The 25,870-nt window shown below is 34.3% G+C and carries 27 protein-coding genes; 5 read left to right on the top strand and 22 right to left on the bottom strand.

The annotated features are described in order from the left end of the window. The 4 genes from N0K80_RS05490 to recX all read right to left on the bottom strand — a co-directional run. On the bottom strand, nucleotides 1–886 hold an 886-nt coding region (locus N0K80_RS05490), incomplete at its 3' end, for a glucosaminidase domain-containing protein (protein ID WP_269024050.1). Between the two features lie 182 nt (nucleotides 887–1,068). Continuing rightward, entirely contained in the window at nucleotides 1,069–1,626 is a 558-nt protein-coding gene (gene ntdP / locus N0K80_RS05485; RefSeq protein ID WP_057973654.1) for a nucleoside tri-diphosphate phosphatase, read from the bottom strand. A gap of 83 nt (nucleotides 1,627–1,709) precedes the next feature. Beyond that, nucleotides 1,710–2,831, bottom strand: a complete 1,122-nt coding sequence (gene mutY, locus N0K80_RS05480; protein ID WP_269024049.1) for an A/G-specific adenine glycosylase — start codon at nucleotides 2,829–2,831, stop codon at nucleotides 1,710–1,712. Then, the gene (gene recX, locus N0K80_RS05475) at nucleotides 2,828–3,637 is read right to left on the bottom strand and encodes a recombination regulator RecX (protein ID WP_269024048.1); all 810 of its coding nucleotides are present in this window, start codon (nucleotides 3,635–3,637) and stop codon (nucleotides 2,828–2,830) included. Before recX ends, mutY begins: the two co-directional genes overlap by 4 nt. Nucleotides 3,638–3,743: 106 nt before the next feature. On the opposite strand from recX, the gene rlmD reads away from it, so the two are divergent. Continuing rightward, on the top strand, nucleotides 3,744–5,144 hold the full coding sequence (gene rlmD, locus N0K80_RS05470; protein WP_057973651.1) for a 23S rRNA (uracil(1939)-C(5))-methyltransferase RlmD: 1,401 nt from the start codon (nucleotides 3,744–3,746) through the stop codon (nucleotides 5,142–5,144). 295 nt (nucleotides 5,145–5,439) lie between these two features. On the opposite strand, the gene N0K80_RS05465 is transcribed toward rlmD, so the two are convergent. Further along, complete coding sequence (locus tag N0K80_RS05465; RefSeq protein ID WP_269024047.1) at nucleotides 5,440–6,291, bottom strand: competence protein ComK; 852 nt, start codon at nucleotides 6,289–6,291, stop codon at nucleotides 5,440–5,442. Between the two features lie 266 nt (nucleotides 6,292–6,557). Here N0K80_RS05465 and N0K80_RS05460 point away from each other — a divergent pair, with 266 nt between their 5' ends. From N0K80_RS05460 to N0K80_RS05445, 4 genes are all read left to right on the top strand, one after another. After that, nucleotides 6,558–7,121 carry a sigma-70 RNA polymerase sigma factor region 4 domain-containing protein gene (locus N0K80_RS05460; RefSeq protein WP_269024046.1) on the top strand — a complete coding sequence of 188 codons (564 nt, stop codon included), beginning with the start codon at nucleotides 6,558–6,560 and terminating at the stop codon, nucleotides 7,119–7,121. A 99-nt stretch (nucleotides 7,122–7,220) separates the two neighbouring features. After that, a complete protein-coding gene (locus N0K80_RS05455) occupies nucleotides 7,221–7,421 on the top strand; it encodes a DUF1659 domain-containing protein (protein WP_057974372.1) in 201 nt (66 codons plus the stop codon). 22 nt (nucleotides 7,422–7,443) lie between these two features. Next, the gene (locus N0K80_RS05450; protein WP_112250459.1) at nucleotides 7,444–7,671 is read left to right on the top strand and encodes a DUF2922 domain-containing protein; all 228 of its coding nucleotides are present in this window, start codon (nucleotides 7,444–7,446) and stop codon (nucleotides 7,669–7,671) included. Nucleotides 7,672–7,789: 118 nt separating this feature from the next. Beyond that, nucleotides 7,790–9,082, top strand: a complete 1,293-nt coding sequence (locus N0K80_RS05445; protein ID WP_269024045.1) for an APC family permease — start codon at nucleotides 7,790–7,792, stop codon at nucleotides 9,080–9,082. Between the two features lie 47 nt (nucleotides 9,083–9,129). On the opposite strand, the gene N0K80_RS05440 is transcribed toward N0K80_RS05445, so the two are convergent. The 17 genes from N0K80_RS05440 to N0K80_RS05360 form a co-directional block, all read right to left on the bottom strand. Beyond that, nucleotides 9,130–9,942, bottom strand: a complete 813-nt coding sequence (locus N0K80_RS05440; RefSeq protein WP_269024044.1) for a TIM barrel protein — start codon at nucleotides 9,940–9,942, stop codon at nucleotides 9,130–9,132. Between the two features lie 102 nt (nucleotides 9,943–10,044). After that, the gene (gene rfbD, locus N0K80_RS05435; RefSeq protein ID WP_269024043.1) at nucleotides 10,045–10,890 is read right to left on the bottom strand and encodes a dTDP-4-dehydrorhamnose reductase; all 846 of its coding nucleotides are present in this window, start codon (nucleotides 10,888–10,890) and stop codon (nucleotides 10,045–10,047) included. Nucleotides 10,891–10,938: 48 nt separating this feature from the next. Continuing rightward, complete coding sequence (rfbB, locus tag N0K80_RS05430) at nucleotides 10,939–11,967, bottom strand: dTDP-glucose 4,6-dehydratase (RefSeq protein ID WP_269024042.1); 1,029 nt, start codon at nucleotides 11,965–11,967, stop codon at nucleotides 10,939–10,941. Nucleotides 11,968–11,985: 18 nt separating this feature from the next. Then, a complete protein-coding gene (gene rfbC, locus N0K80_RS05425) occupies nucleotides 11,986–12,567 on the bottom strand; it encodes a dTDP-4-dehydrorhamnose 3,5-epimerase (protein WP_269024041.1) in 582 nt (193 codons plus the stop codon). Continuing rightward, nucleotides 12,567–13,442: a glucose-1-phosphate thymidylyltransferase RfbA gene (gene rfbA / locus N0K80_RS05420; protein WP_269024040.1), complete on the bottom strand. Its 876-nt coding sequence runs from the start codon at nucleotides 13,440–13,442 to the stop codon at nucleotides 12,567–12,569. Before rfbA ends, rfbC begins: the two co-directional genes overlap by 1 nt. Continuing rightward, complete coding sequence (locus N0K80_RS05415; RefSeq protein WP_269024039.1) at nucleotides 13,443–14,825, bottom strand: lipopolysaccharide biosynthesis protein; 1,383 nt, start codon at nucleotides 14,823–14,825, stop codon at nucleotides 13,443–13,445. It lies immediately after the preceding gene. After that, nucleotides 14,818–16,005, bottom strand: coding sequence for a polysaccharide pyruvyl transferase family protein (locus N0K80_RS05410; RefSeq protein WP_269024038.1), 1,188 nt, complete (start codon nucleotides 16,003–16,005; stop codon nucleotides 14,818–14,820). The genes N0K80_RS05415 and N0K80_RS05410 overlap by 8 nt, the downstream gene beginning before the upstream one ends. 3 nt (nucleotides 16,006–16,008) lie before the next feature. Beyond that, complete coding sequence (locus N0K80_RS05405; protein ID WP_269024037.1) at nucleotides 16,009–16,872, bottom strand: glycosyltransferase family 2 protein; 864 nt, start codon at nucleotides 16,870–16,872, stop codon at nucleotides 16,009–16,011. Next, nucleotides 16,865–17,593, bottom strand: a complete 729-nt coding sequence (locus N0K80_RS05400; protein WP_269024036.1) for a glycosyltransferase family 32 protein — start codon at nucleotides 17,591–17,593, stop codon at nucleotides 16,865–16,867. Before N0K80_RS05400 ends, N0K80_RS05405 begins: the two co-directional genes overlap by 8 nt. Further along, entirely contained in the window at nucleotides 17,583–18,785 is a 1,203-nt protein-coding gene (locus N0K80_RS05395; RefSeq protein ID WP_269024054.1) for an O-antigen polymerase, read from the bottom strand. Before N0K80_RS05395 ends, N0K80_RS05400 begins: the two co-directional genes overlap by 11 nt. Before the next feature lie 17 nt (nucleotides 18,786–18,802). Beyond that, nucleotides 18,803–19,645, bottom strand: a complete 843-nt coding sequence (locus N0K80_RS05390; RefSeq protein WP_269024035.1) for a glycosyltransferase — start codon at nucleotides 19,643–19,645, stop codon at nucleotides 18,803–18,805. Between the two features lie 16 nt (nucleotides 19,646–19,661). Beyond that, complete coding sequence (locus N0K80_RS05385) at nucleotides 19,662–20,534, bottom strand: NAD-dependent epimerase/dehydratase family protein (protein ID WP_269024034.1); 873 nt, start codon at nucleotides 20,532–20,534, stop codon at nucleotides 19,662–19,664. Further along, nucleotides 20,527–21,117 carry a sugar transferase gene (locus tag N0K80_RS05380; protein WP_269024033.1) on the bottom strand — a complete coding sequence of 197 codons (591 nt, stop codon included), beginning with the start codon at nucleotides 21,115–21,117 and terminating at the stop codon, nucleotides 20,527–20,529. Before N0K80_RS05380 ends, N0K80_RS05385 begins: the two co-directional genes overlap by 8 nt. 38 nt (nucleotides 21,118–21,155) lie before the next feature. Continuing rightward, nucleotides 21,156–22,997 carry a polysaccharide biosynthesis protein gene (locus N0K80_RS05375; protein WP_269024032.1) on the bottom strand — a complete coding sequence of 614 codons (1,842 nt, stop codon included), beginning with the start codon at nucleotides 22,995–22,997 and terminating at the stop codon, nucleotides 21,156–21,158. A gap of 89 nt (nucleotides 22,998–23,086) precedes the next feature. Beyond that, nucleotides 23,087–23,812: a CpsD/CapB family tyrosine-protein kinase gene (locus tag N0K80_RS05370; RefSeq protein ID WP_269026214.1), complete on the bottom strand. Its 726-nt coding sequence runs from the start codon at nucleotides 23,810–23,812 to the stop codon at nucleotides 23,087–23,089. Between the two features lie 72 nt (nucleotides 23,813–23,884). Then, a complete protein-coding gene (locus N0K80_RS05365) occupies nucleotides 23,885–24,580 on the bottom strand; it encodes a YveK family protein (protein ID WP_269024030.1) in 696 nt (231 codons plus the stop codon). A gap of 14 nt (nucleotides 24,581–24,594) precedes the next feature. Then, nucleotides 24,595–25,569: an LCP family glycopolymer transferase gene (locus N0K80_RS05360; RefSeq protein ID WP_269024029.1), complete on the bottom strand. Its 975-nt coding sequence runs from the start codon at nucleotides 25,567–25,569 to the stop codon at nucleotides 24,595–24,597. Nucleotides 25,570–25,870: the final 301 nt, after the last annotated feature.

The raw sequence follows: 25,870 nt of genomic DNA, 5'->3' as shown, positions 1-25,870 counted from the left end.
TTCCATTAAATGTCATTGTTGCATTTGCTGGTAGTGCAACGTAGTCAATTTTTCTGAGTTGTAACGCTCTTCCATCTACCCAATACTTCGTATTTGAACCGGCTACCCGAATTCGATACCAAGTTGATTGGTTATCTTTATTGGCCGTACAATCCATATATACTTCTTTTCCTGCCAATTGTGAAGCTGATCCTTTTGACGCGCTTCCCGCTGTATTTGAAACGTGGTTATATAGATTATAACCATTTCCTACAACCTTAGCCGTCTCTGATCCAGTTCCATCTCGGTATGATACTTTTGAATAACTAACATCCAATTTATCTAAATGATAAGTAGTAATCAGTTTGTTTAAATGCGTTGCATAGATACCATTTGTTGAATATTTAGCATTCAACGCTTTTGTAGCGGCTTGATAATTTTTTGCATTTTCACGCCAAACGCCTGAATAGTACTTATGATCCCACGTCACACCATTACGCATGTGATTTGCATAATCATCAATTGATGCCTGAACTGATGGATATTTTTTAAACTTTGAAACAGCATAATATGGTTTACCCTTACTATCATATTCTAATGATTTCTTTGAATAAGTTGCACCATAGTAACTTCCCTTAATCCCAAAATAATTATTTGCTTTTGTAGCTAACTCGCTCTTCCCATAACTACTTTCCAATATCATTTGTGCAAGTGTTACAGATGAATACAAATTATTTTTCCGAGCCGTATTTTGGACACTATCTGACATTTTATTAACAAAATCAGTTGATGCATTAGCTTCTACAACTGATGTCTTTTGGTTAATTGTTGGTATGCCCGCAAACCCCACGCCAATGCTAGCAGCAAACAGAGCCACCGAAACTTTTATCATTTTTTTGTTTTTCAAAAATTACTCCCCCTTAATTAATTTAAAAACGCGTTATCCTAAATTATAGCAAACAATAGCTCTTATTTATATGGAATTTAATTAATTTCTAATTATTGGCATCGTATTTTTACTTTTGAATATTTTTTATTTGTTGTTAAAAATAAGGAGAATAATTCCATATAAATACAGAATCATTCTCCTTACTTCTTATTCTCACGTTCCGCTAGTTCGAGGTAACGATTGTACCAAATATCTATATATTCTTTAGAAAATGGCCCTTTCCCGTTATCTATCCAGTCCACAAGTGTTCGGACATTATGCTTCAATATCTTATCGACATTGTCAGAATATTCCCACTTCTTCCCGTGTTCTGCATATTCATCTACATCCAATAACCGTTTCTCACCATCTGGAAAAACTTTGACATCTAAATCATAATCTATATATTTCAAAGCTTCCTTATCCAATGTGGCCGGTGAAGCCAAATTACAATAATAAGAAACGCCGTTATCACGTATCATGGCTATAATATTAAACCAATAGTGTTTATGGAAAAAAATAATTGCGGGTTCTCTGGTCACCCATCGACGACCGTCTGCTTCGGTCACTAATGTGTGATCATTACACCCAATAATCATATTCTCACTGGTTTTCAACACCATTGTATCACGCCATGTTCGATGCAAACTACCGTCGTGTTTATAACTCTTTATGGTAATGAAGTCGCCTTCTTTAGGCTCCTTTGACTGATTACTCATCTCTACCAAAACCTACTTTCTAAACACGTAGTGCACTTTACATCGATTGCAAGAATAATTATACCAAAAAGTAAGCCGTTTTACTAAAATTTATTTGAAGAAAGACTTAAATATCTATCCCAAATTTTCTGTTGTACTTTAGGAACCGCAATTTGATCAAAATCCTTCTCCAGAATGAATTCTCCTGGGAAATAACTTAAATCAAATGCCTCAGTTTTCACAACAAATAGATCAATTAGCCATTTTTGATGTGTAAAGGTATGCTTAACCATTTGCCCTTCTAATGGCGAAAAGACGAGTAGTTGATTCAAGTTTTCCTGACTCCATTGATTTAATTTTACGACCAGTTCATCCGTTAATAATTCATCATTCGGATTTTCTTTCAAATCATCAACTTTAAGTAACGGAAAAGCCAATAAATTTGCGAGCATCCCTTTACTAGATCGTTTCTCGAATAAAAAACCTTTGTCAGTTTCAATCACCAAAGCAACATAAGCCATTTCAATAGGACGGGGCTTCTTAGATTTTACGGGGAATTCAAGTTCTTTCCCATCCAAATAAGCTTGGTTGAAACGCTTAACCGGTGAATGCTCCGGATCAGGATTTTTAGCGGTCATGTAACTCGATCCCAAATCCATGATTGCTTGGTTAAAATCACCAGGCCGTTCATTAGAAATCACTTGTTGGATCACTCGTTCAAAAATAACTCGAGTTTGCGGTTTCGCAATATCGTCTTCAATTTCAAACAAGCGTGAAAATACGCGAAAAGCATTCCCGTCAACCGCAGGAACTGACTCATTAAAAGCAATACTGGCAATAGCGCCAGCCGTGTATGGACCAATACCAACTAAATTTTGTAATTCATTGGCTGTTTGCGGCCATTTACCGGCGTAATCTTGAACAACCTGTTTAGCTGCCTTTTGCATGTTTCGAACTCTCGAGTAATAACCAAGCCCTTCCCATGCCTTCAAGATTCGCTCTTCTGGTGCACTTGCAAAACTCTCAACGGTTGGAAACCAGTCCATAAACCGTTCATAGTAGGGAATAACTGTGTTCACTTGCGTTTGTTGTAACATGATTTCTGAGACCCAAATATGGTAAGGCTCATGATCCCGGCGCCAAGGTAAATCGCGCTTTTCTCTGTCATACCAAGTTAATAAGGTTTCTTGAAAATCTTTAATTTTTGCGTCATCCCACATTATCATTCAAGTGCCTCATCTTGTTCTTTCAATTCAATATATTCATTAATATCATCAAACTGGAACCCCTTTTGGAATAATCCCTGTTTAACTTTCATAGCACGTTGACTACCTTCTAACCCTCGTTGTCGTTTCCAAACTTTATCCCCTTGTTTAACGAGCGCATCCCACTCTACCTCAGTATCCATCTCAAGTTCCAAGTTATCCATAATTTGTGAGACTTCATCAGATTTAAATCCTTTTGTCATTAATGCCTGGCGAACTTTATTAATTAAATTTCTAAATGATTGATCATGGTAATGTTTAACTAATTTCTCAGCTACTTTGATGCCATTTTCCAATTGTTCATCTATTGGAAATTCTTCTAATGCTTCATCGATACTTTCAACCGCAACACCCTTTAACCGTAATTTCTGGCGAATAACCGTTGGCCCTTTATCAGACGTATGCATCATTGTCCGGACATAACTCTTGGCATATTCAAGATCATTGACTAATCTGAATTCATATAACTTCTCAATCGTCTCTTCAATTGAGTCTTCTGTAATTTCATGTTTCTTCAAGTAATCTTTTATTTCTTTAACCGTTCGCATTTGCGTTGATAAATAATTCAACGCTTTGGAATACGCTTTCGAACGATCATCTGCATCAGCGATTTGTTTAATTAATGCATCGTCCAGTTCCATTCCCTTTGCGAGATGAAACGAAATCAATACTTCTTCACCAATAGGGAAGGCATACTTCTCATCAATAAAGACGTTGTAGCGACCAACACGTTTCTGCGTAGTTATTTTTGTAATTTTTTTTGTCATGTGGACTCCTTTAAATGCTTATCTTGTTATTATATCTTTGAACAGCCAAAATGCCAATATTCCTGTGTTATAATAAGAAAAAAGCAATAAGGAGTTTATAAAAACTATGGCAGACAATCAAGAATTTGGAACAGAAATCGAAGCCGGTTCACGCTTCCCTCTAACTATTAAACGCTTAGGCATTAATGGTGAAGGAATCGGCTACTATAAACGTAAGATTACCTTCGTCCCCGGTGCGCTTCCAGACGAAGTTGTTGTGGCAGAAGTCACTAGTGTATCACCAACTTACATTAACGCTAAAATCCACAAAATCCGTAAACAAAGCCCCGTTCGTGTAGAACCAAAAGATTCAACTTATGGCGAAGTCGGTGGTATCGAATTAGAACATTTAAATTATCAAGGTCAGTTAGATTTCAAAAAAGATGTTATTGTTCAATCCTTAGAAAGATACAAACCACGCGGTTATGAACATTACGATTTAAAACCAACTATTGGTATGCAAACACCTTACGAATACCGTAATAAAGCACAATTCCAAGTTCGCGAACAAGACGGACATGTGATTGCCGGACTCTATAAACCAAAGAGTCATGATTTAGTAGATTTAAAAGAGTTTAGCACACAACGTCCAACAACAATGCTTGTTATTCGTCATGTTGTTGCACTACTGGAAGAACTTGAAATTCCTATCTACAATGAAGAAGCCAAATCAGGAATTATCAAAACACTTGCCGTTCGTGAATCATTTGACACGGGTGAAGTTCAATTAACATTCATTACGAATTCATCAAAATTACCTAAGAAACGCGAACTAATCATGCATATTCTGGAAGAATTACCTATGGTAACCTCAGTCATGCAAAATATCAACAAAGGTGAGACATCTCTTGTTTGGGGCGACGAAACAATTAATATCGCCGGCCAAGATTTCATTATGGAACGCCTTGGTAAAATGAAATTCAAATTATCAGCACGTGCTTTCTTCCAATTAAACCCAGTTCAAACTGGCGTTTTATACGACGAAATCAATAAAGCTCTTAACTTGGATAAAAATGAATCCTTAGTCGATGCCTACTGTGGTGTTGGTACCGTTGGACTTTATGTTGCCCATGGCGCTAAAGAAGTTCGTGGTATGGATACAACACCTGAAGCAATCGAAGATGCCAGAGAGAATGCAATTCTTTCGCATCAAGAAAATACCACTTATGAAGTCGGCAAGGCAGAAGACATCTTGCCTAAATGGTTAGAAGAAGGTTTCGTACCAGATGCCTTAGTTGTTGATCCCCCACGTACTGGGTTAGATGATCAATTAATTGAAGCCATCAATAAGAGTCGTCCTAAAAAATTCGTCTATGTTTCATGTAATCCCTCAACGCTCGCAAAAGATTTAGAATTATTAACAAAATCATATCGCGTTGATTACATTCAATCGGTCGATATGTTCCCACAAACATCAAAAGTTGAAGCCGTCGTTAAATTATCACGCCGTTCTTCAGTCATTAGATAAACCAAAAACTGCATTATCATGGCTGTTAAAGAGAACTAACTCAAGTATTTTACTCTCCGAAAATTGCCGTCGGTAAAGAATTTTTATTAAAGTGTTGTCACTTCGTGACAACACTTTTTTTCTATTCATTTCTCAGATAAACGGATAATTTAATTTGTCCGAAATCATTAAATCCACCATAAAAAATCAAAAAAATTTTAAAAATGACGTGTACGTTTAAAATTATGTTTATAGGCAATTTTCGTATTTGAGTAACTAGAAACGGTAATTGTAAATAACTAATATTTTCATCATCTCAATAACGAAGAATTCCTCTATTCATATGTGTCCAACTACATGTTTGTCTAATAAGTGAATCATCAGGTGATTCGTCGGCATACCCTTTTAACGTATACGCAGCCAGTAAGTGTTTAACTTCCTTGATAAAATCAATCTTATCCACATAAATCTCACGTCTATTCTGGACTAAAGACAAAATAGCATCATGGTACCTGAATAGAGGGATAGGATTTTCGTACCCCATTTCAGCCGCTACCTTACCGGCTAAGGAAACTTGAATATCCGTAAAGAGATGGGCCAAATTCAATTGTTTAAGAAACTGTGAATAACTACTCTGAACCCGAATTCTTAATCCGTTATTAAAAAATAAATCTGTCCCCGTCTTTACATCGGAAATATTAGCAAGATGGTGCCCTGCCGTCCATGATGCATCCCGTTTTGACGGTCCACAATCTGGGAACAATTGATAAAGACCACACGAATAAGGTAACGCCTGCTTCTTATTAACTAACGATCCAATCGCACGCATCGCCACATAAGTCAGAATCTTTTCATTAATTAAACGATTCACAAAATTCGTGGTCGTGTACTTACATAGTAAAATCCCCTTGTGCTTATCAAAAATAATTGATCGCAGCTCATCGCGTTTATCTCTAATATGATGAATATACAGCGTTGTTTCCATATTGACTTGATAATTGTCTGTCACAATCCCATGTTCCGTGAAAAAATCATAATCTGTAACATCAATAATCGGATGATTCTCCAACAATGTCCGCCAATATTGCGCACCAACCGATAATAACCGTGTTTCCGGATAATCAATAATCTCCTCAAAATCCTGTTTTGCCTCTTCTTCCCAACTCAATAGCCCTTACTCCCTTTCTTACTTCCAATACCATTCAACAACTTAATTAATGTTACAGATTTAATCGCCCACAATCTTGTGTGAACTTAAGTGTAATTATTAAGTTTATCTTAAGAAAATAATAAGTCTAGACTTTACCGGTAAAACCTCATCAAAAACCCATAAATAACGTGATTACGTCGGGTATTTTCTGTCTTACCATCTTCGTATGCTAATTAAGAACCTTGGCCAAGGGATCCTAATTAATGAAGCGGAGTTAAAACCACATGACAAATCAGACCAATGAAGGCTTAACCTTTTTACTACAAAATAACCGAGAGAAACTAATCTTCGGTGTCTTGAAAAAAATGACCCTCAATCAATCACATCCCTTATATGATGATTTCGTACAAGAAGCACGGTTAGCATTCAGTGCCGCCTACGATCATTATCCTAAAAGTATTGAAACAAATGAACAATCTTTTATGGTTTACGCGTATCAACGGGTTTACTGGCGACTACTAGATTTAATTAACCGTCAATCGAATCAACAGGCCCATTTAGAACCAACTGGTGACGATTCTGTTGATATAACGGATTCCATCATTGACCTCACACTACAGACTCAAGATACGATTGCTGAAAAACTATTCACTGAGCAACTTTTTAAGACCTTGTACGATTTATGTTCTAACGTTGAACAACATTATTTGATAGATTGTTACATTAGACATAGGTCAGTCACCAAAATTGCTGCAAGTCACCATGTCAGTCGACAAACCGCCTATAACTGGCGTAATAACGTTGGTAAAAAAGCCTTACTAGTCATCGCCCAAATGAATCAAGAATAAATTTGTCGATTTACTTTACAAACTACCTACTTGATTCTTTATTATCTATGTAAGGCGTCGCGGCACTTATCAAATATAGCAACATGGAGGAGAACATAAATGAGTAAAACTTGGGTAAAAACAAACGTTATCGTTGAGGGATTAAGTACTGACGGGGTTGAACGTAAACGTTCATTCGCTAATATTACTGAGAACGCCTCTAACGAAGCAATTGCACAACTTGGCGCAACCGTTGCTTCATTAACAGGCGACAATACCGTTAAGATGACTATCCGCACGGAATCAAGTATTTTAGCTTAATTAAAACTAAGGGGGAACTAATATGAAACAATTAGATTTAGCATTTAAAAATGAAGCAGGTAAGACACGTCACATGAAACTCCGTTACGTCAATACGGATTTAGATCCAGCTACAGTTAAGAAAGCCATGGAAGAAATCACGGGTTCAGATTTATTCCATCGCGATAACGAAAAAATGTTTGTGACACCACTTTCAGCACAGTTTGTTGAAACAATTGAAACACCAATCTACAAGAACGACCTAGTCTAACATTGGAGGCCAACTTAATTGTTGGCTTTTTTTGTACGCTCATAATGGCTATCCATTGCGTTTTCATATGATATTCGCTATGCTGAAATTAATCAGTTATTGGATAGGAGCAATACATATGAATAAAACAGCTAACAAAAAGATGACCTTTTTTACCGTTTTTCTACTAGGTATTAATGGCATCATTGGATCAGGAATATTCTTACTGTCCGGTCAAATATATAACGATATTGGTGCTTTCAGCATTTTCACGATCATTCTTGCAGCGTTGGCTGTCACAATGATTGTACTCTGCTATGCCACATTAGCCAGCAAATTTTCAGAAGACGGTGCCGCTTGGCTATACGCTTATAATGCGTTCGGTAAATTCACCGGTTTCCAAGTCGGTATTTTCACTTGGGTCTTAGGTGTCGTCACATTATCTGCTGAAATTGCCGCCTTGTTGACCGTGCTTAAAATGCTCTTTCCGGCGCTTCAACAGGCACCTATTTATAATCTAACAGCTATTACCCTAGTCACCATTTTAGGCGTCATTAATTATTTTGGAACAGCAATTCTCGATTTCGCGGATAACTTGTCTTCTGCGGCAAAGGTCTTCATTATGCTACTCTTTATCGTTGCTGGCGCTTTATTTGTTAAAAGTGGGCATTTTACGCCAATGATACCAGCTGATATTCAAGGTGGCACTCAACTCTTTACGAGATTCAATGCCGCATTTGGCGTGATTTTTTATATGTACACTGGTTTTTCATTCCTACCAATTGCTGCAGCCAAGATGGATAACCCTGAAAAGAATATTCCAAAGGCATTATTAAGCGTGATTGCAACGGTGACGTTGCTCTACGTGTTACTTCAAACAGTTGCCGTTGGTATCCTTGGGCCAAAACTTGGTGCATCTTCACTACCAATTGCTGAAGCATTCAGAAGTATTTTTGGTGAATGGGGCTACACGGTCATTATTGTAGGGATGATTATTTCAATTCTTGGTGTCGCAATTTCGGTCTCTTTTAATACACCAATCGTTGCCGCTTCTCTAGCCAATGAACACCAATTATTACCAAAAATTATTGGTAAACTAAGCAAACACAATACGCCATTTGTGGCAATCATTGCCACCTCCGTTACAAGTATCTTGTTGCTACTCAGTGGCAGTTACTTATTCTTAATTTCATGTATTGTCTTCGCATCATTTGTTCAATATGTACCGACTATCTTGGCCACATTTAAATTTAATAATGATCCAAAGTTACCAAAAGGCTTTAAACTTCCTGGTGGTCCGATTATCCCAAGTATAGCGTTGATTGTATCGCTTTACTTACTACTTAGTTTCACTTGGAAAATTATTTTATTTGGGATTATTATTTTAGTCTTAGGTTCTTTATTATATTGGTTTGATAATCGAAAAAAATAGACCTTAGTTTTGAAAGTTATAGTTGTAGCACACTTTCAAAACTAGGTCTATTTTTCTATTAAATTTTGTAGATAATCGTGACTTTCAAGCATTTCACGACAATCATTCTGATCCACTAAATCAATCTCGTAAATTGAAGTCGCATCAGGATTCATTAAGGAATAAGCCCGTTCCCAGTCAATTTTACCTTTACCTAATGTCAAACTGTCATGAAATCCACCCATTGAATCGACCAAATGATAATGCACAATATTTGGCATTAATCGTTTTAGACTTGCCTGTAAATCAGCGTTACTTCCCGATTGTTTGATAAATGCATGAGATGTATCGAAAGCTAATCGATAACCTTTTTGAAGAATAAATCGGTCCATCTCTTCAGAACCAAAATAAAATAAATCTGAAATAGAATTCTCAAACATAACGTTATTTTGACCATATTTTTGGTAATAGTCCATCCGATTAAATAATGCTGATTGTGCTTCATCAAAATTAGCATACTCTGCAATAATTGTTGGTGTTTGCTGGTTATAAGAACCATGTATCAAAGCTTGAATTGATTTATCTTTCGCTAGCTGAATTAACGTCTCTGTGCTCTCTCTAACGAATCGATATAAGTTAGGATCAGCTACTTCAGAAACATCTAGCTCAACAGATTGATCCCCAACCTTCATTGGATGATGTAATACGATTTTCTTCGTTGTATCTTTCACTTCATCAATTTTATCCGATAAACGTTTTAAACCATCTCCAGAAACGTCGAACTCATTAAGATAAAATTCGAAAACATCTGGCTGATGTTGTAAACGATCATGAAGTTGAATCGGTTCCGTTCCTGCTTTTAACCCTAATGGAATTGTCATTCGATCATCTCCTTAGTGTTATGTTAGCACGAAAGATGAGATAAATAAAAAAGAACAACTTTTAATAATTCGATAAATCAAATCATTAAAAGTTGTCTCATATTATACTTCTATTTCAGCCATAAATTCATGAAGCGCATCTTGCCAGGTTGGAATTCTAAAACCAGTGGCCTTCACCTTATTTAAGTCCATAATCGAATGTCTAGGACGATATGCTTTCTGCGGATATTCCTCAGACGTTACCGGACTAATTTCAACTGGTTTATCTTTTAAAATCTCACTAGCAAACTCATACCACGTACAAGAACCATCATTTGATAGTTGATATAAGCCAAATGGTACATCCGTTTTAATGACGTATGTCATAAATTCAGCCAGCGTCCGAGTCCAAGTTGGACGTCCATATTGGTCGCTAACAACTGTTAAATGATCATGCGTCTTAGCTAGATTCAGCATTGTATAAACAAAGTTTTTACCATATTCGCCAAAAACCCATGAAGTCCGAATAATGTAATATTTACTCATTATTTTGGCAACAGCTTCTTCACCGGCTAATTTTGAGCGACCATATTCATTTTTTGGCGCGGTTGGTGTTTCTTCCGTGTACATTTGGTCATTTGTTCCGTCAAAAACGTAATCCGTACTAATATACACAAGCGTTGCTCCAACGGTTTCAGCGGCCTCAGCAACATTTTTAGTACCTAACACATTAACCCGCTCATTAGTTGATTTACCGGGTTCTTCTTCCGCAGCATCAACCGCCGTATATGCAGCACAATGGTACACTACTTCTGGACGATTCTCTAAGAAATAATCGCTAACCGCCTTTGTGTCGGTGATATCTAACTCCTTAGAGCCAGTGCCCGTATATTCAATTTGCTTGTCGTCCAGTAAATGACTTAATTCCGTTCCTAACTGTCCGTTTATGCCAGTAATCAATATTTTCATGACTAACCCCTTCAAAAAAAGAATGGACTAAAAGTCCATCCTTAGTTATTATTGTCCATTTTTAGCATAGTTAGCTTCGACTGCATCTTTCTCAGCTTTCCACCATGATTCATTATTTCTGTACCAGTCAATCGTATCTTGTAAACCAGATTTAAAATCAGTAAACTCTGGCTTCCAACCGAGTTCTTCACGTAATTTAGATGAGTCAATTGCATAACGTAAATCATGTCCAGGACGGTCTTTTACGACGTCATAAGCGTCTTTAGGCTGGCCCATTAAATCTAAAATCAATTCTAACACGGCTTTATTATCTTGTTCGCCATCCGCACCAATTAAGTAAGTATCACCGATTTGACCTTTAGTTAAAATTGCCCAAACGGCACTTGAGTGGTCGTTAGTATGAATCCAATCGCGGACATTTTTACCTGATCCATACAACTTAGGACGAATTCCACTTAAAACGTTCGTAATTTGTCGAGGAATAAATTTCTCAATATGTTGATAAGGACCATAGTTATTAGAACAATTAGAGATAGTAGCTTGTAAATTAAATGATCGTACCCATGCACGGACTAATAAATCAGAACCAGCCTTTGTTGATGAATAAGGACTACTTGGATTATAGCGCGTTTCAGGCGTGAATTTCTCGCCTTCGCCCTCTCCATGTCCGGGTAAATCCTCGCGTAACGGTAAATCACCGTACACTTCATCAGTTGACACGTGATGGTAACGGACATTGTATTTACGACAAGCTTCTAATAAAGTATATGTTCCAATAATATTCGTCTGTATAAATGGAGAGGGATCCTTTAAAGAATTGTCATTGTGGCTTTCTGCAGCGTAATGAACCACTGCATCAGTTTTACTGACAAGTTCATCGACGAGTTCAGCATCAGTGATATCACCGACTACTAGTTCAACACGGTCAGCAGGTAGCCCGGCTAAATTTTCTTTATTTCCAGCATAAGTCAATTTATCTAATACCGTAATATGAATATCCGGATGGTTGTTGACCACATAATGAACAAAGTTAGAACCAATAAATCCAGCTCCGCCCGTTACGATAATATTTTTCATTTAAACTACCTCTCCTATTTAGATTTCTCCGTATACGAACGGATTATCTTTTTCAAACTCCGTAAACGTTGGTTGTGCTGCATCTTTATCGGATGTAATTGCTTGATCAAAATCAATGGGCCAATCAATATTTAATTCTGGGCTTTTAAATGAGATCCCACCATCCGCGGCCGCATTATAATAGCCATCGCACTTATAAAGAAAATTAACATTGTCGGTTAACGTCACAAACCCATGCGCATAACCTTTCGGTACCAATAATTGACGGTGATTACTTGCGGAAAGAATGTATCCTTCCCACTGCTTATAAGTAGGTGAACCTTTACGGACATCTACAATAACGTCCAATACGGCGCCCGTTACAACGCGGATTAATTTCGTTTGTGCAGCTTCTCCACGTTGGAAATGTAACCCTCTTAAAACACCAGCTTGTGTTGATAATGAATGGTTATCTTGAACAAAATCAATATCAATCCCGGCATCTTTAAAATCTTTATCTGAATAGGATTCAGTAAAAAAACCACGATTATCACCGAATACTGCTGGTTCGATAATTTTAACATCTTGTAATTTTGTAGTAGTGACTTTTAATTTTTCCATTACTGTTCGCCCTCTTCTGCTATACGTAACAAATACTGACCATAATTATTTTTCTTCAATGGCTGCGCTTGTTCAATTAATTGTTCACGAGAAATATATCCCATTCGGTAAGCAATTTCTTCCAAGTTAGCCACCTGCATATTTTGCATTCGCTGCACTGTCTCTATGAATTGACCTGCTTCAAGTAACGATTCATGCGTTCCGGTATCTAGCCATGCGAACCCTTTCCCCATTACTTCGACATTTAGTTTCTTTTCACTTAAATATACTCTATTTATATCGGTAATTTCTAACTCTCCACGATCAGACGGTTTAATATTTTTAGCTATTTTTATAACATCGTTATCATAAAAATATAATCCTGTAACCGCATAGTTAGACTTAGGCTTTTGAGGTTTCTCTTCAATTGACACCGCCCGCATTCCAGCGTCAAACTCTACCACACCGAATCTTTCTGGATCCTTTACCGCGTATCCAAAAATCGTTGCACCATTCTCCCTGCTTGTCGCTCTTTGCAACATTTTAGAAAGTCCCGGTCCGTAATATATATTATCACCTAAAATAAGCGCTACGTTGTCATCACCAATAAAATCTTCACCAATAATAAACGCTTGAGCAAGACCGTCTGGATTCGGTTGCACTTCATAACTCAAATTAATTCCAAATTCATGCCCATTTCCAAAAAGATCTTCAAATCTACCAATATCATCTGGGGTTGAAATAATTAATATATCTTTTATTCCAGCCAACATTAACGTCGATAGAGGGTAATAAATCATCGGCTTATCATAAACTGCCATTAATTGTTTTGAAGATACTCTTGTCAGGGGATACAAACGTGTTCCTGCCCCTCCTGCTAAGATAATTCCCTTCATTTAGTTCCCTCCTAATAAAAATTTATAACTTTCGATTAAAAATTTACGATTAATAAAAATAACAAAAATAAACGGAATCATTAATAAAATAATTTTACTCGTTATAAACAATGATACTATTTGCACAATCAAAATCAGCGTAATACTTACAAAATACATCCAATCAATTTTTATTTTAACAAACGATTTTGTTTCTTTAATTCTAATAACCCATATAATAAAAAAACTTACGGCGGTGGATAATGCGGCTCCGTTAAGACCAATTAAGGGAATTAGAATAATATTTAATAATATATTTATGACCGCTCCTAAAATAGAAGTCCTAAATATACCCCATGTTTTCATTGAAGCCAAATATGACATTCCGATAAACATAGAGAAATTTGAAAATAAGAGAGCTACAAGTAATAGAGGAACAAATTTCCAAACGTCCTGATAAGCCGCTCCAAAAATAACTTTAGAAAAAGGACGAATAAATATTAAAATCCCTGAAACTCCAATGGTTAAAATCCTGTTCATATTATTAAAAATGGACGAAAAATACTTAGTCCTATCGGCACTATTATTTTCTTCTATGGCACTTATCTGCCATGATTGTAAAAAAACAGAAGATAATATATTCAATACCGCTGGTATTTTAGTGGCTACCGCATAAATTCCGTTCACACTATACCCTAGATAATATATTACAATGTATCTATCTGATACATTCATAACCCACCACATAAGTTGATTGGGTATTAGCGGTAAACTATATATGAGCATATCTGTCATCAATTTTTTATTGAATTTATTTAATTTATAATACTTATATAATTCACCAAAAATAAACATATATGCTATGCTAATTGAACTTGAACAAATTAACGACAGAAAAAAGGCATCAATATGATTCATATTTTGATTTAAAAATACTAAGGCAAAAATAATTGTACCTACTGATTGTATAATTCCATTTATAGCAAAAATTATATTTTTTTCTATTCCTTTTAAAAATTGAGAAAAAAAAGTATTAAATATTTGACATATAATTAAAGTACAAAGTAATATGATTTTAACATTAGGGTAAACGACATATGTTACAATCGAAATAATCATGCTAACCATTCCTGATATAATAACTATTGTTAAGCCAGTATTAAATATGTCCTCAATCGTTTCTTTTTTATCTAGAACCCACCTTAACACGGCATCATACACACTCAAAGACAAAAGAGGGGTTAACAACATCACTATTGTATTGAGTAAATCGGCACTTCCATATTCTGACGTACTCATATAGTATGTGTATATTGGAACAATCAAAAACATTATTACTTTTGAACCGATGTTTCCAATACCGAATACAATGGTATTAGAAATTAATTTTTTTTCCCTATTCATCCAATCTTACCGTTTCACTTAAAAAATTAATCTGGTTCAAACACGTTTTACAGGCTTCTTTAATTAAAATTACGTTTGCTTCTAACACGATTTTTATTTCATTTCTTTCATTCCATACCCTATTAAAATTAATTTCATTTAATAATTCGACATCTTTTAAATTAAAGTTTAGCTGTCCTACCCCCGAGTAGTTGCAAACTTCACTCATCTTGTTTTCATAAGCGATTGATATAAATGGAACTACATTTTTTACTGCCATGACGACTCCATGATAGCGCATAGATAAAACAAAATTTGCTTGAGCGATCACGTTATCATAATCTTCCGCGCAATTAATTATGGCTATCTTAGTATCCACCCCAGGAAAATCATTAGCTGCAATTTCCAAAAAAGATTCAAGTAATTTTTTTTCATATTTTTCTCCGTATAGATGCGGTAAAATTTTAACATTCATATTATTATTTTCTGAAAATGATAAAAATTTTCGAAATACGTTTTCAATATTCCGACTAGGATTATTATCTTTGAAATCAGGATGCCAATTGTTCACCTGAGTAGGAATAAATACATTATATTTTTCTTCTTTTAAATTTACCGGTTTTTTATTTTCAAATAAAAAACCAGTATCCACTGATCTAATTGAAAATATTTTTTTTGATTTTAAGTACTTCAAACTTGCCTCTTCTCTCACATAAATGTTTGAAGACTTTAAAACTTTATCCGCGTACCAATTAAATAAAATATTTTTACTTTTACCAATTGTATTATTGTGGAATATCGGTGTCCCATTGAAGGAGACTACTAGCCAGACTTTAATTAAGAATCTCCAGTCTGTATATATTCCAATATTCGCGCCTGAAGGTGAAACAAATACGTACTGACTATCTTGTATTAATTTTCGATATAGTTTCATCTGGCTTCCGAATGCTATATTTTTTTTAAACAATGATATGATCATAAAAAATAAAATATTCAATGCACCCATTTTTTTCAACGTAATTTCGGATCTATTCGATACCCTTTCATCGTTAAACTCTATCTCGCCGTGCGTATTGTATATAATATTTATTTTCAAGCTTTTCTCATTACTAAATTTTTTTAATAATTGCTGAACCAGTGCTTTCCCAGCAATATCATCTCCATAATTTAATGTATGTTGATTTACTATTAATATATTCATATTTTAAATGCACTCCTTATATATATCTGTGTAAATTTTAACTCTTTCTTTATTTTTTAGAATAGAAAAAATAATTATTTTAACTTTATACGAGAGTCGAAACGTTTTAATATTATTAGCAAGTTTATATTTTTTAGCAAAAACTTTTTTACTTTCAATCAATTTTATACTTTTTTTGGAACTATTTTTTTTCTCTGATTGTCCTCCAATATGAATCACAGAGTAACCAGGAATATATTCTGTCTTTTTACCAAATTGCCTCATTTTAAAACAAATATCCATGTCTTCAGAATATAAAAAATAATCTTCAGAAAAACCACCAATTTCAAGATAATTTTCTTTTCTTATACATATAAAAGCTCCAATAACCCAATCAGGATGCATAATTCTATCATGTTTTGATAGATATGGCGCTATTTTCCTTTTTAGTATTTCTGGTAAAATCTTTCCTAACATGAATTGTTCAATGATGATATTATGAATATTATCGAAATTATAACATGACGGTTGCAAGCTTAGATCGTTATTTAACAATCTACCTGATACTATCCCTACCTCGTTATTTAAATGATCAAATAAGTTGCCCAAATTCTCTTCAATTAGTATAGTATCAGGGTTCAACAACAATATATTATCATTTTTAGCGTTCATAACGCCTAAATTATTTGCTTTTGCAAATCCTAAATTTGCGTTTGTCTTTATTAATTTAACGTTCAGGAATAATGTGCTAACTATCTCAATCGTCTTATCTGTTGATCCGTTATCTACAACAATGACTTCGGCGTGAGGTTCATACTCGCTAATTGACTTTAGACATTTTTTTATAACATCCTCATTATTCCAAGTAACAATAATTATACTAACCATGCAGTACCCTCCTCACATATCTTATAATAATAAAGTAATAATCTCTAAAAATGTAATAAATTAATTTTTTTAAAATTCTTTTTTTAGAATTTTCTTTTGTCCATGAGGCATCAAAAAAGTGTATAGCCCTGGTATTAACGGTCTTACTTTCTTTTCTAGAAATAAAATGTATGGGGGAAAAATAATCAATTGGATAAACGATTAAATTATTTTTTAGCTTCTGGCTCTTATTTTTATAAACCAAACCGTTATGTCTTCCAAGTTCCGTCATTCGGACGACGTTAGGTGTTTTATCAATTCTACCGTTAATAATAAATGAAGCATTATCATATTGATATAATGCTTCATTTATAAAAATGCTATCTACTTCCGAGCCTATTAGTGCAGTGGATAAAGTATACCTATTTTCGAAACCAATTATTGAAGCGGAATTTAGTAATTCATCTGGTTTTTTTACAAACAATACGTCAGTATCAATGTATATACCTCCATATTTTTTTAAAACCCATAACCTAACGTAATCTGATACAAATGCCCACTCTTTGTATTTTAATGCCTCAGACAGGTATCTATTTTTCATATTTCCAAAAGGTACATTTGTTTCGTTCCATTCATAGAATTCATAATCAAATAATAATTTTTTATTCATATCTATGAAATTTTTGACAGTTTCACTTTTTTCACCACCAAACCAACAATAATGAATTTTTTTAGGTATCATTTCTTACTCCTTTTGTTTTTGAATACATATCAATAATAAAGATAATTATTATATTCGGTACAATTTCTGTCTTAGAAAAATAGTTAGTAAAAAAACTAAGACATAAAAATACGAATAAATTAATATAAATAAATAATCGTGTCAGATTATTATTTTTAGCATCATTATTATTTTTTACTTCAGTATAATATACTGTTGATATAGACCCTAGTAGAAATGGTATAGCAAAAAGGCCTAATATTCCAAAATCTATATACGCGCTTTTCAAGTACGTACCCGTTGTGAGCCATGAATATTGCAAGTTCGCTTTCCAATATTGTTCGCCATTCATAACTGAGTCCAAAGATATTGAATCAATATGTAGCACCTTCATAATTCCCTCTAATCCGGAAAATCCCATGGTGTACTGGTGAAAACCACTTTGTAAAAATCTATTTAAATTATATATATTATTTGATAAATATAACAAAGGATCTAATAGTATATAACTACCCTTCTGAAACGTGAATCCTGTTATATTTGCTTTATACCCCATCAACTGACTATTAGCTCCATATAGTGATGAACTTAAATAAAAAACTAAAAGTACGCTTGTTACTCCTATTAATATATGTTTAACTTTTATTTTTTTATATATTTGTATAAAAAAAGCAACATATAATAAGAAAATTATTATTGGGAATTTATTTCCTTTTAAAATAACTATCATTAAACTGAAGAATACTAATATCATATTTTGTTTAACTTTAAACCCGTTTGAGATTTGAAACAAACACACATACCATAACGGAAAAATAAACAAAAAAAACATTTCTACGGCTCCAATATAATAATCCACACGATTTACATTTCCTCCCAACAAGGGGGGAGGACCAATAATGTACCATGTTATTATAAATGAAATCATTATTATGACAAAAAGGATTATTCCTGATAAATACATTTTATTAAAATTATATATATTTTTTTTTGGTTTCATTTTAATCTTTTTAAACATCATGCTACCAATTAAAAACATTAGATACGATATACCCATCATTATTATAAATTCATTATTTATTTTAGTGAATTTTGAAAAAACATGAAAGAAAACTGTTAATGCCATTACTCCCCAAATACTCGAATAAACAAATAGTGGATTAGCGATATTTATCTTGTTATTTCGTACGATTAGTAGACCGATAACTATCATACATATCAGTAAGTATTTCATATTTTTTTCCTTAATAATTTATTATATACCAGTTCTCGTAGTTGAGAAGGTACTATTGCAACCATTCCTTGTAGAATAATCGTGTACAAAAATTCAAAAAAATTTTGATATCCGATTTGGAGTGCTTTTCTTCTAAAGTTAAAAATATCTTTTACATAAGATAAACCACTTCTTCTTAAGTACAGTCCTTCATCCACTCTCATTGCAACGAGAGGCTCATTTATATTCATTCCGATACAACGATGCTTAAATAGTCGTATCCATAGATAATAATCTTCGAAATAATGACATTCCTCATAGTTACCAACTGATTTCACCATATCTCTTTTAAAAATGACGGTAGGGTGACAGAATGGATTTCTTAATTTTGAATATGCCAATATATCTCCATTTGAAGACGGCATAGTTTTATAGTTTATTTCCTTTTTTTTACCATTATCTGAAACAAATTCTGACACATCGCTACCAATAATATCTAATTCCTTATTTTCTAATAATTTCTCCATTTGTTTTTCAAATCTGCTCTTGTTGGATATATCATCAGAATCCATTCTCGCCACATATTTTGTTTTACACTCATTTAATCCTGCATTCAGCGCAATAGTGAGTCCTTGATTTTTTTTTAATCTGACTATCTTGAGAGATATATTTTTTTTTTCAAATTTTAAGTACTTATTTTGAATAACAATGTCCAACTCATCGCTTATATAGCCATCAATGACTAAAATAAAGTAAGACGGAAGCACAGTTTGTCTTAGTATACTTTCCATGGATTCGTCTAAGTTATCAGGTTTTTCACCATTATATACTGACATTAGAACTGATAGATCGTTTTCCATAATACTCCCCTCCTAATTATTTTATATTCATTTTCTCGGTGATATATATACTTTCAACTAAAGAACTTTTTTCATTTGAGTATTTAACATTATCAGAGATCGTTTTAGAATAATATAATGTTCCGAATGCCTTTGTTATCTTAACCCCAATGCTTCCAGGTATATTTTTAAACGATATCACTATACTACCTAGCAGCTTGGACTCAATTGTTTTTTTCCCGTGTGCTTTTCTGATTGTTGTCATCATTTTAGATGTGTTCGTATACTCGTCGTTTTGGGGGTATATGATGCCTCCAATTTTATTACTTAATATAGCCTCTAATATTGTCAATAAATTGTCTATAAATAACATAGACCGTCTGTTATTTATCTTAGGAAGCACCGGCGCTATTAATGCTATCTTCCTTAACATGGTATAGTTTCCCTTAGCTCCAGGTCCATAAATCATGGGCGGCCTCACGATACTTACAGTAAATTTTTTTGATTCCATATCTATCAACAAGTTTTCTGCCTCAAGCTTTGATTTACCATAGTCATTTTTAGGATGTGGAATTGTGTCCCCTTCTATAGCACCTTCGGCTAGACCATATACCGCCATACTACTTAAAAATAAAAATTGCTCTACGCCTTCATTTTTGGCTTTTTTAGCCACCTCACCAACTAAATCTCTATTAATTTCATAATACAAATTTGAAACTTGTTGTTTAGAGTGCACTATTGCCGCTACATGTACAATAGAATCATACTGTCCAAAATTATTCTCTCTCCAACTATCTCCTCTTACGCTAATTGTATCAATTTCATAATCGTCAGCTGAATGCTGTAATTTTTTTTTTAATAAGTTACCTATATAGCTATTTTCTCCCGTAATTAGTACTTTTTTACTCATCTGTTTTGCCTTCCTTTATGCCATCGCTCTTTAATACTGAAATAATCGTTTGAAAAAATATTTTAATATCTTCAGAAAAAGAAAGAAGTTTTACGTATTCTCCATCCAATTTTGCTTTTTCGGCCACAGTAAGCTTGTCACGTCCACTTACCTGAGAAAGTCCTGTAAGACCCGGATAAATAGTATTTACTCCATACCTATCACGTTCAAATATAAGGTCTTCTTGACTCCATAATGCCGGACGTGGACCAATAATACTCATATCTCCCTTAATAATGTTCAATAATTGAGGTAACTCATCTAATGATGATTTACGCAAAATTTTACCTACGGAAGTAATCCATTGATTCGGATTATCTAACAAGTGAGTAGGTACATCTGGTGTATCTATGCGCATTGATCGAAATTTATATATCATAAATAGTTTGCGATTCTTACCAATTCTTTGTTGTTTAAAAAATACAGGTCCCGGAGAAGTTAACTTAACGGCAATAATTAATATCAAAAATAACCATGATAACAAAACAAGTCCCAGACATGAAAGAACAATATCAATTGTACGCTTAAAATATTTGCGGTACATACTTATCCCTCCTTTATTTTCAGGTACCTGATCAGTCATCATGAAAGTTCTGATTTTTTGTTATTTATTGAACCATTATGTTTGTTAGCATATGTGATAAGCTTAACCTCAACCTCATCATCTGGTAACATCAATAGCTCATCTGCAAATTGTTTAATATCTTCCGGATTTATTTTAGAAACAATTCCTAAGTATATTTTATCAAATACTTTTTCACCACTGGACTCCCCGTCTGAAATCAACTCTTCGTATAACTTTTCGCCAGGTCGCATCCCAATTTCTTTAATCTCTATTTCAGATTCTGAAAGCCCGGAGAGTCTAATCATATTCTTAGCCAAATCAAAAATTTTCACTGGTTTCCCCATATCAAGAACAAATAATTGCCCACCTTCTGCAATCGCGCCCGACTGAATGACTAAACGTGATGCTTCAGGAATAGTCATAAAAAAACGAGTCATTTTAAAATCGGTAATTGTTATCGGTCCTCCTGACGCGATTTGTCGTTTAAATAGTGGGACTACAGATCCACGAGATCCTAAAACGTTTCCAAATCGAGTAACCGTAAACTTAGTATGGCCTTCTTCGTTCAAGTTTGTCACAATCAATTCGGCCATCCGCTTCGTTGAACCCATTACATTAGTTGGATTAACGGCCTTATCCGTAGAAATCATAACAAATCGATCAACATTGTTTTCCTTAGCCGCTTCTGCAACATTTGTCGTCCCGAATACATTATTTTTTATTGCTTCTTTAGGGTTATACTCCATTAACGGCACATGCTTATGCGCCGCCGCATGATAAACGACATCAACGCTTAATTGTTTCATTAAACTAAAAATCAATTCTCGATCTCGAATATCCGCAATTGTTGGTCGAAAATCAATTTCCCCATTGCGATACTTTCCTTGCATTTCTTTAGTAATCAGATAAATTGAATTTTCGCCGTGACCTAAGAGAATCACTTGCTTTGGTTTAAAACGGGACACCTGACGAACAATTTCAGACCCAATTGATCCTCCAGCGCCGGTGATCATGATAACTTTTCCGGTTATTGTATCAGCAATTTTATTCATATCCAGCTTTACTTCATCACGGTTTAGCAAATCTTCAATGTTAATTTCCTCAAGTTTTGCGTTACTACCTTCAGAAATAAGATCTTCAATATTAATCATACGATTAACTATGAGTTCTTTGTTCACCGCGTGTACCGTATCAACAATATAGCTATATGAGGAACCGTCTAATTCACTTATCGCCACTGTCACCTGGTCAATATCATATGCAATTAAAATGTTTTCTAAATCCTTGATTTTACCTAAAACTTTTTCGCCCTCCATGGACATTCCAAGTTTATTTGAATCATCATCTAAGAATCCCATCACTTTAAAAGCAGTTTCTTCTTTTTTTATTGTGGTTGCTAAAAAATCACCAGAACGACCTGCTCCAATTACTAAAACCATTTTAACGGGCTCATCATTTATATTATGATTGCTTATATCACTAATCACGCGCCAGATGTATCGCGATCCGGGTACAAATAACGCCGCAAACAAGAATGATAGAAATGAAAAGCGATATGATACTATTGCTCCATTTGTAACTAAAATAACTTCATTCATGCAGAACGCTACTAAAAGACTAACAGTAATTGCATTAACCGATTTCATCCCGGTAAATCGATTTATTTGACTAAATACTTTTAAAAAACTCGCCATTATTAGATAAATTATACTTTCAACAGTAAAAATTAATATTACATACTTTCCTCCGACTGAAATATAACTACCAATAAATAATAACGTTAAAATATTTGCGCAAATAATTGAACATACATCAACTACCATCAATACCACTTGTTTCATGTGTCTTGTTAATTTCATTTGATTTATCCCATCTATCAACTGTTCTTGATTAATTACGATATTTTACCTCAATATGTGGTAATCGTTATAAGAACCGATCTTTTTTTCTATTTATAATAACCGTAGTAACCACCGTAATAACCCGATTCATCGCTACCCTTAACATCATTCAAAATTGTACCAATTATTCTTGCGTGGACCGTATCCAATAATTCCTTAGCCTTCACAACCGCGCCCTTATTCGCTACACCTTCTCTAACAATTAAAATTGTGCCATCAACTTTAGTTGCCACAATTTGTGCGTCCGTTACGGAAATCAATGGTGGTGTATCAATAATTACCATGTCCATCTGCTCAGAAACGGCCGCTAAAATAACATCCATTCGTTTTGTGTTCAATAACTCCGAAGGATTGGGTGGCGTAGGGCCCGCGGGCATAACGTACAAATTTTCAATTGGCGTTTCTTCAACAGCTTTAGCAATATCAATATTTTTTTCTGTCAAACAATTTGTTAGCCCTATTTCATTACTTAACCCAAATGTTTGATGAGCCGTTGGACGTCGCATATCTGCATCAACTAATAATACCTTAAGTCCCTGATTAGCATATGTGACGGCTAAATTTGTGATAACTGTTGATTTCCCCTCAGAAGGTCCTGAAGAAGTAGCCATGATTACTTTCATCTCTTTATCAATACTTGAAAATTGAATATTTGTTCGAACAGTCCGAAATTGTTCAGCAATCGTCGATGTTGGTTGGGTAACCGTAATTAGCCCAACACCGTTATCGATGCTATCAGTCGATAACTTTTTCTCTTTTTTTAATAAACTCATTTTAATAACCCCTATCCACTTCACTTAATTTTTATGTTTTCGTACTCTCGGTGCTGATTGTCCAAACAACCCTTAGCTTTTTTTCGTTTCATCAATATGATTGATCATGCCTAAATTCGAGAGGCCAAGATCCGTTAAAAATTCAACGCCCTTTACAGTTTTATCAAAAACTTCTATTGTTATTGCTATTCCTATTCCTAAAATTGCTCCAAGCATTAAACCGATTATTACGTTCATCTTTTTGTTCGGTGACACAGCATTAGGTTTTGCAATCGCATCGGCTACTATTGTTACGTTGTTAACTTTCATCATTTTTTTAATCTTACTTTTAAAATTATCGGCAACCGAATTAGCGATATCTGCTGCGCGGTAAGCATTGGTATCTTTAACTGTTACACTGAAAACTTGTGAGTTTTCTTGATTTGATATACTTATTTGACTTTTTAAGTCATCACTCGTCCCAACAAAGTTATCTTTTTTGACGATTTCTTTTCTAACTGGATCTAACACAATTTTATTTTGAATAATATCTTTATATGTATTAATCATTTGAACATCTGCTTGCTGTGTGTTAAATGCGGCACCGGCATTACTAGCTGGTTCAGTTCTATTAACTAAAATTTGTACGGTTGCATCATATTTTGGAGTCACAAAAAATGTCGTTACAAGAAATGCGACCAGAGCCCCCATTATTACTAACCCACTAATTAATTTAAGGTGTTTTTTCAAAATATTAAAAATTTGTTCAATACTAATCGTTTCTTCCATGTGATATAAGTCTCCTAGTCTAATTCTAATTGTTTTCTAATCATTTGTGATACTTTCGTTACTTGCTCCGTTGGCACAACTTCATATGACACGCCATCAATCATCTGTGATTGACCTTGAAGTTGAATATCTTTAATTGTTCCAATGGCACTGCGGTACTTAGTTGCAATCGCCTTAATATCATCAAATTTTAAATCCGTCTTCATGTTACTCTCTAACGCACTCAAAATTGATTGATATTTTGTTACGCCATTAATTGAAGCAATATTCTTACCCAATGCAGTTACAACAGCACGTTGACGTTTCTGACGCCCATAATCGCCATTAGGATCATTATGACGCATTCTAGAAAACGCTAATACATTGCTTTCATTCAGTTCAATGTCACCTTTAGCGTAATCGTCGAATGCAAATGGATTATTAACTGTAATTGGACCAACTGCGCCCGTTATTTCTTCTAGCCCCTTCATATTCATCTCAACATAATAGTCAATCGGAATATTTAAATAGTTTTGAATGGTATCCATGGCCAGTGAGACATCCCCATACGCGTAAGCAGCATTTAACTTATTCTCTGTCCCGTGTCCGGTAATTGGTATCTTCGTATCACGAGGTAAACTCGTTAAAGTTGTCATGTTTGTCTTAGGGTTAATCGTTGCGACCATCATTGTATCTGATCGACCTTGATCTGTTCTACCATCCTCGCCCGTATCAACACCCAAAATTAGAACTGAGAAAGGTGCTTCTTTTTTAAGTGATACCGTACCCGTTGTTCGCTTGCTTTTAACATTTACTTTTTGATATGTATTATCTACCACGTCTTTTGCATCCAGATAGACCTTGGCCATCAAGCCCCCACCGATAACTAACAGTGTGGCAATAACAACTCCAACACCAATCCCCCATTTTTTTGGTGTACTCATTCTTTTCTTCTTATGATGACGATGTTTCTTGTGACTACCTTGTTGCTGACTTTTATCTTCGTCCATAATTAATTACCCCTAAATATTTTTTTAGATGTATACAATGACGCAATAATTCATTATACATGTTAGTATCCTTAAATGAAACTTAAAATGGATTGTCTAATCATTGTTTAATCTTGTTGTCAACCAATAACCTTTGATTTAACTTTTGTTTTCGTTTTCAAAGCTTGACCGGCCCACTTTTTTAATTATACGTTAGATTTAACTTCTTAATATTTCATTTTTAATACAAAAAAACGTAAATATTAGATTATACGTTTTTCAAAATTATCTTTTACCAAAATTCATGTTCATCTTTAACGCG

Source organism: Dellaglioa carnosa, assembly GCF_026948345.1.
GTDB classification, from domain to species: domain Bacteria; phylum Bacillota; class Bacilli; order Lactobacillales; family Lactobacillaceae; genus Dellaglioa; species Dellaglioa algida.
This window is presented reverse-complemented; position numbering and strand designations above follow the sequence as displayed.

What these genes read in the sequence shown, in the direction of transcription:
- N0K80_RS05450 (WP_112250459.1), top strand. Translation starts at nt 7,444, where the DNA reads ATGAAACAATTAGATTTAGCATTTAAAAATGAAGCAGGTAAGACACGT.
- N0K80_RS05405 (WP_269024037.1), bottom strand. Translation starts at nt 16,872, where the DNA reads ATGGTTAGTATAATTATTGTTACTTGGAATAATGAGGATGTTATAAAA.
- N0K80_RS05385 (WP_269024034.1), bottom strand. Translation starts at nt 20,534, where the DNA reads ATGAGTAAAAAAGTACTAATTACGGGAGAAAATAGCTATATAGGTAAC.
- N0K80_RS05360 (WP_269024029.1), bottom strand. Translation starts at nt 25,569, where the DNA reads ATGGACGAAGATAAAAGTCAGCAACAAGGTAGTCACAAGAAACATCGT.
- recX (WP_269024048.1), bottom strand. Translation starts at nt 3,637, where the DNA reads ATGACAAAAAAAATTACAAAAATAACTACGCAGAAACGTGTTGGTCGC.
- rfbB (WP_269024042.1), bottom strand. Translation starts at nt 11,967, where the DNA reads ATGAAAAATATTATCGTAACGGGCGGAGCTGGATTTATTGGTTCTAAC.
- rfbA (WP_269024040.1), bottom strand. Translation starts at nt 13,442, where the DNA reads ATGAAGGGAATTATCTTAGCAGGAGGGGCAGGAACACGTTTGTATCCC.
- N0K80_RS05410 (WP_269024038.1), bottom strand. Translation starts at nt 16,005, where the DNA reads ATGAATATATTAATAGTAAATCAACATACATTAAATTATGGAGATGAT.
- rfbC (WP_269024041.1), bottom strand. Translation starts at nt 12,567, where the DNA reads ATGGAAAAATTAAAAGTCACTACTACAAAATTACAAGATGTTAAAATT.
- N0K80_RS05375 (WP_269024032.1), bottom strand. Translation starts at nt 22,997, where the DNA reads ATGAAATTAACAAGACACATGAAACAAGTGGTATTGATGGTAGTTGAT.
- mutY (WP_269024049.1), bottom strand. Translation starts at nt 2,831, where the DNA reads ATGATAATGTGGGATGACGCAAAAATTAAAGATTTTCAAGAAACCTTA.
- rlmD (WP_057973651.1), top strand. Translation starts at nt 3,744, where the DNA reads ATGGCAGACAATCAAGAATTTGGAACAGAAATCGAAGCCGGTTCACGC.
- N0K80_RS05440 (WP_269024044.1), bottom strand. Translation starts at nt 9,942, where the DNA reads ATGACAATTCCATTAGGGTTAAAAGCAGGAACGGAACCGATTCAACTT.
- N0K80_RS05395 (WP_269024054.1), bottom strand. Translation starts at nt 18,785, where the DNA reads ATGATAGTTATCGGTCTACTAATCGTACGAAATAACAAGATAAATATC.
- N0K80_RS05400 (WP_269024036.1), bottom strand. Translation starts at nt 17,593, where the DNA reads ATGATACCTAAAAAAATTCATTATTGTTGGTTTGGTGGTGAAAAAAGT.
- N0K80_RS05365 (WP_269024030.1), bottom strand. Translation starts at nt 24,580, where the DNA reads ATGGAAGAAACGATTAGTATTGAACAAATTTTTAATATTTTGAAAAAA.
- N0K80_RS05455 (WP_057974372.1), top strand. Translation starts at nt 7,221, where the DNA reads ATGAGTAAAACTTGGGTAAAAACAAACGTTATCGTTGAGGGATTAAGT.
- N0K80_RS05380 (WP_269024033.1), bottom strand. Translation starts at nt 21,117, where the DNA reads ATGTACCGCAAATATTTTAAGCGTACAATTGATATTGTTCTTTCATGT.
- rfbD (WP_269024043.1), bottom strand. Translation starts at nt 10,890, where the DNA reads ATGAAAATATTGATTACTGGCATAAACGGACAGTTAGGAACGGAATTA.
- N0K80_RS05460 (WP_269024046.1), top strand. Translation starts at nt 6,558, where the DNA reads ATGACAAATCAGACCAATGAAGGCTTAACCTTTTTACTACAAAATAAC.
- ntdP (WP_057973654.1), bottom strand. Translation starts at nt 1,626, where the DNA reads ATGAGTAATCAGTCAAAGGAGCCTAAAGAAGGCGACTTCATTACCATA.
- N0K80_RS05445 (WP_269024045.1), top strand. Translation starts at nt 7,790, where the DNA reads ATGAATAAAACAGCTAACAAAAAGATGACCTTTTTTACCGTTTTTCTA.
- N0K80_RS05370 (WP_269026214.1), bottom strand. Translation starts at nt 23,812, where the DNA reads ATGAGTTTATTAAAAAAAGAGAAAAAGTTATCGACTGATAGCATCGAT.
- N0K80_RS05415 (WP_269024039.1), bottom strand. Translation starts at nt 14,825, where the DNA reads ATGAATAGGGAAAAAAAATTAATTTCTAATACCATTGTATTCGGTATT.
- N0K80_RS05390 (WP_269024035.1), bottom strand. Translation starts at nt 19,645, where the DNA reads ATGGAAAACGATCTATCAGTTCTAATGTCAGTATATAATGGTGAAAAA.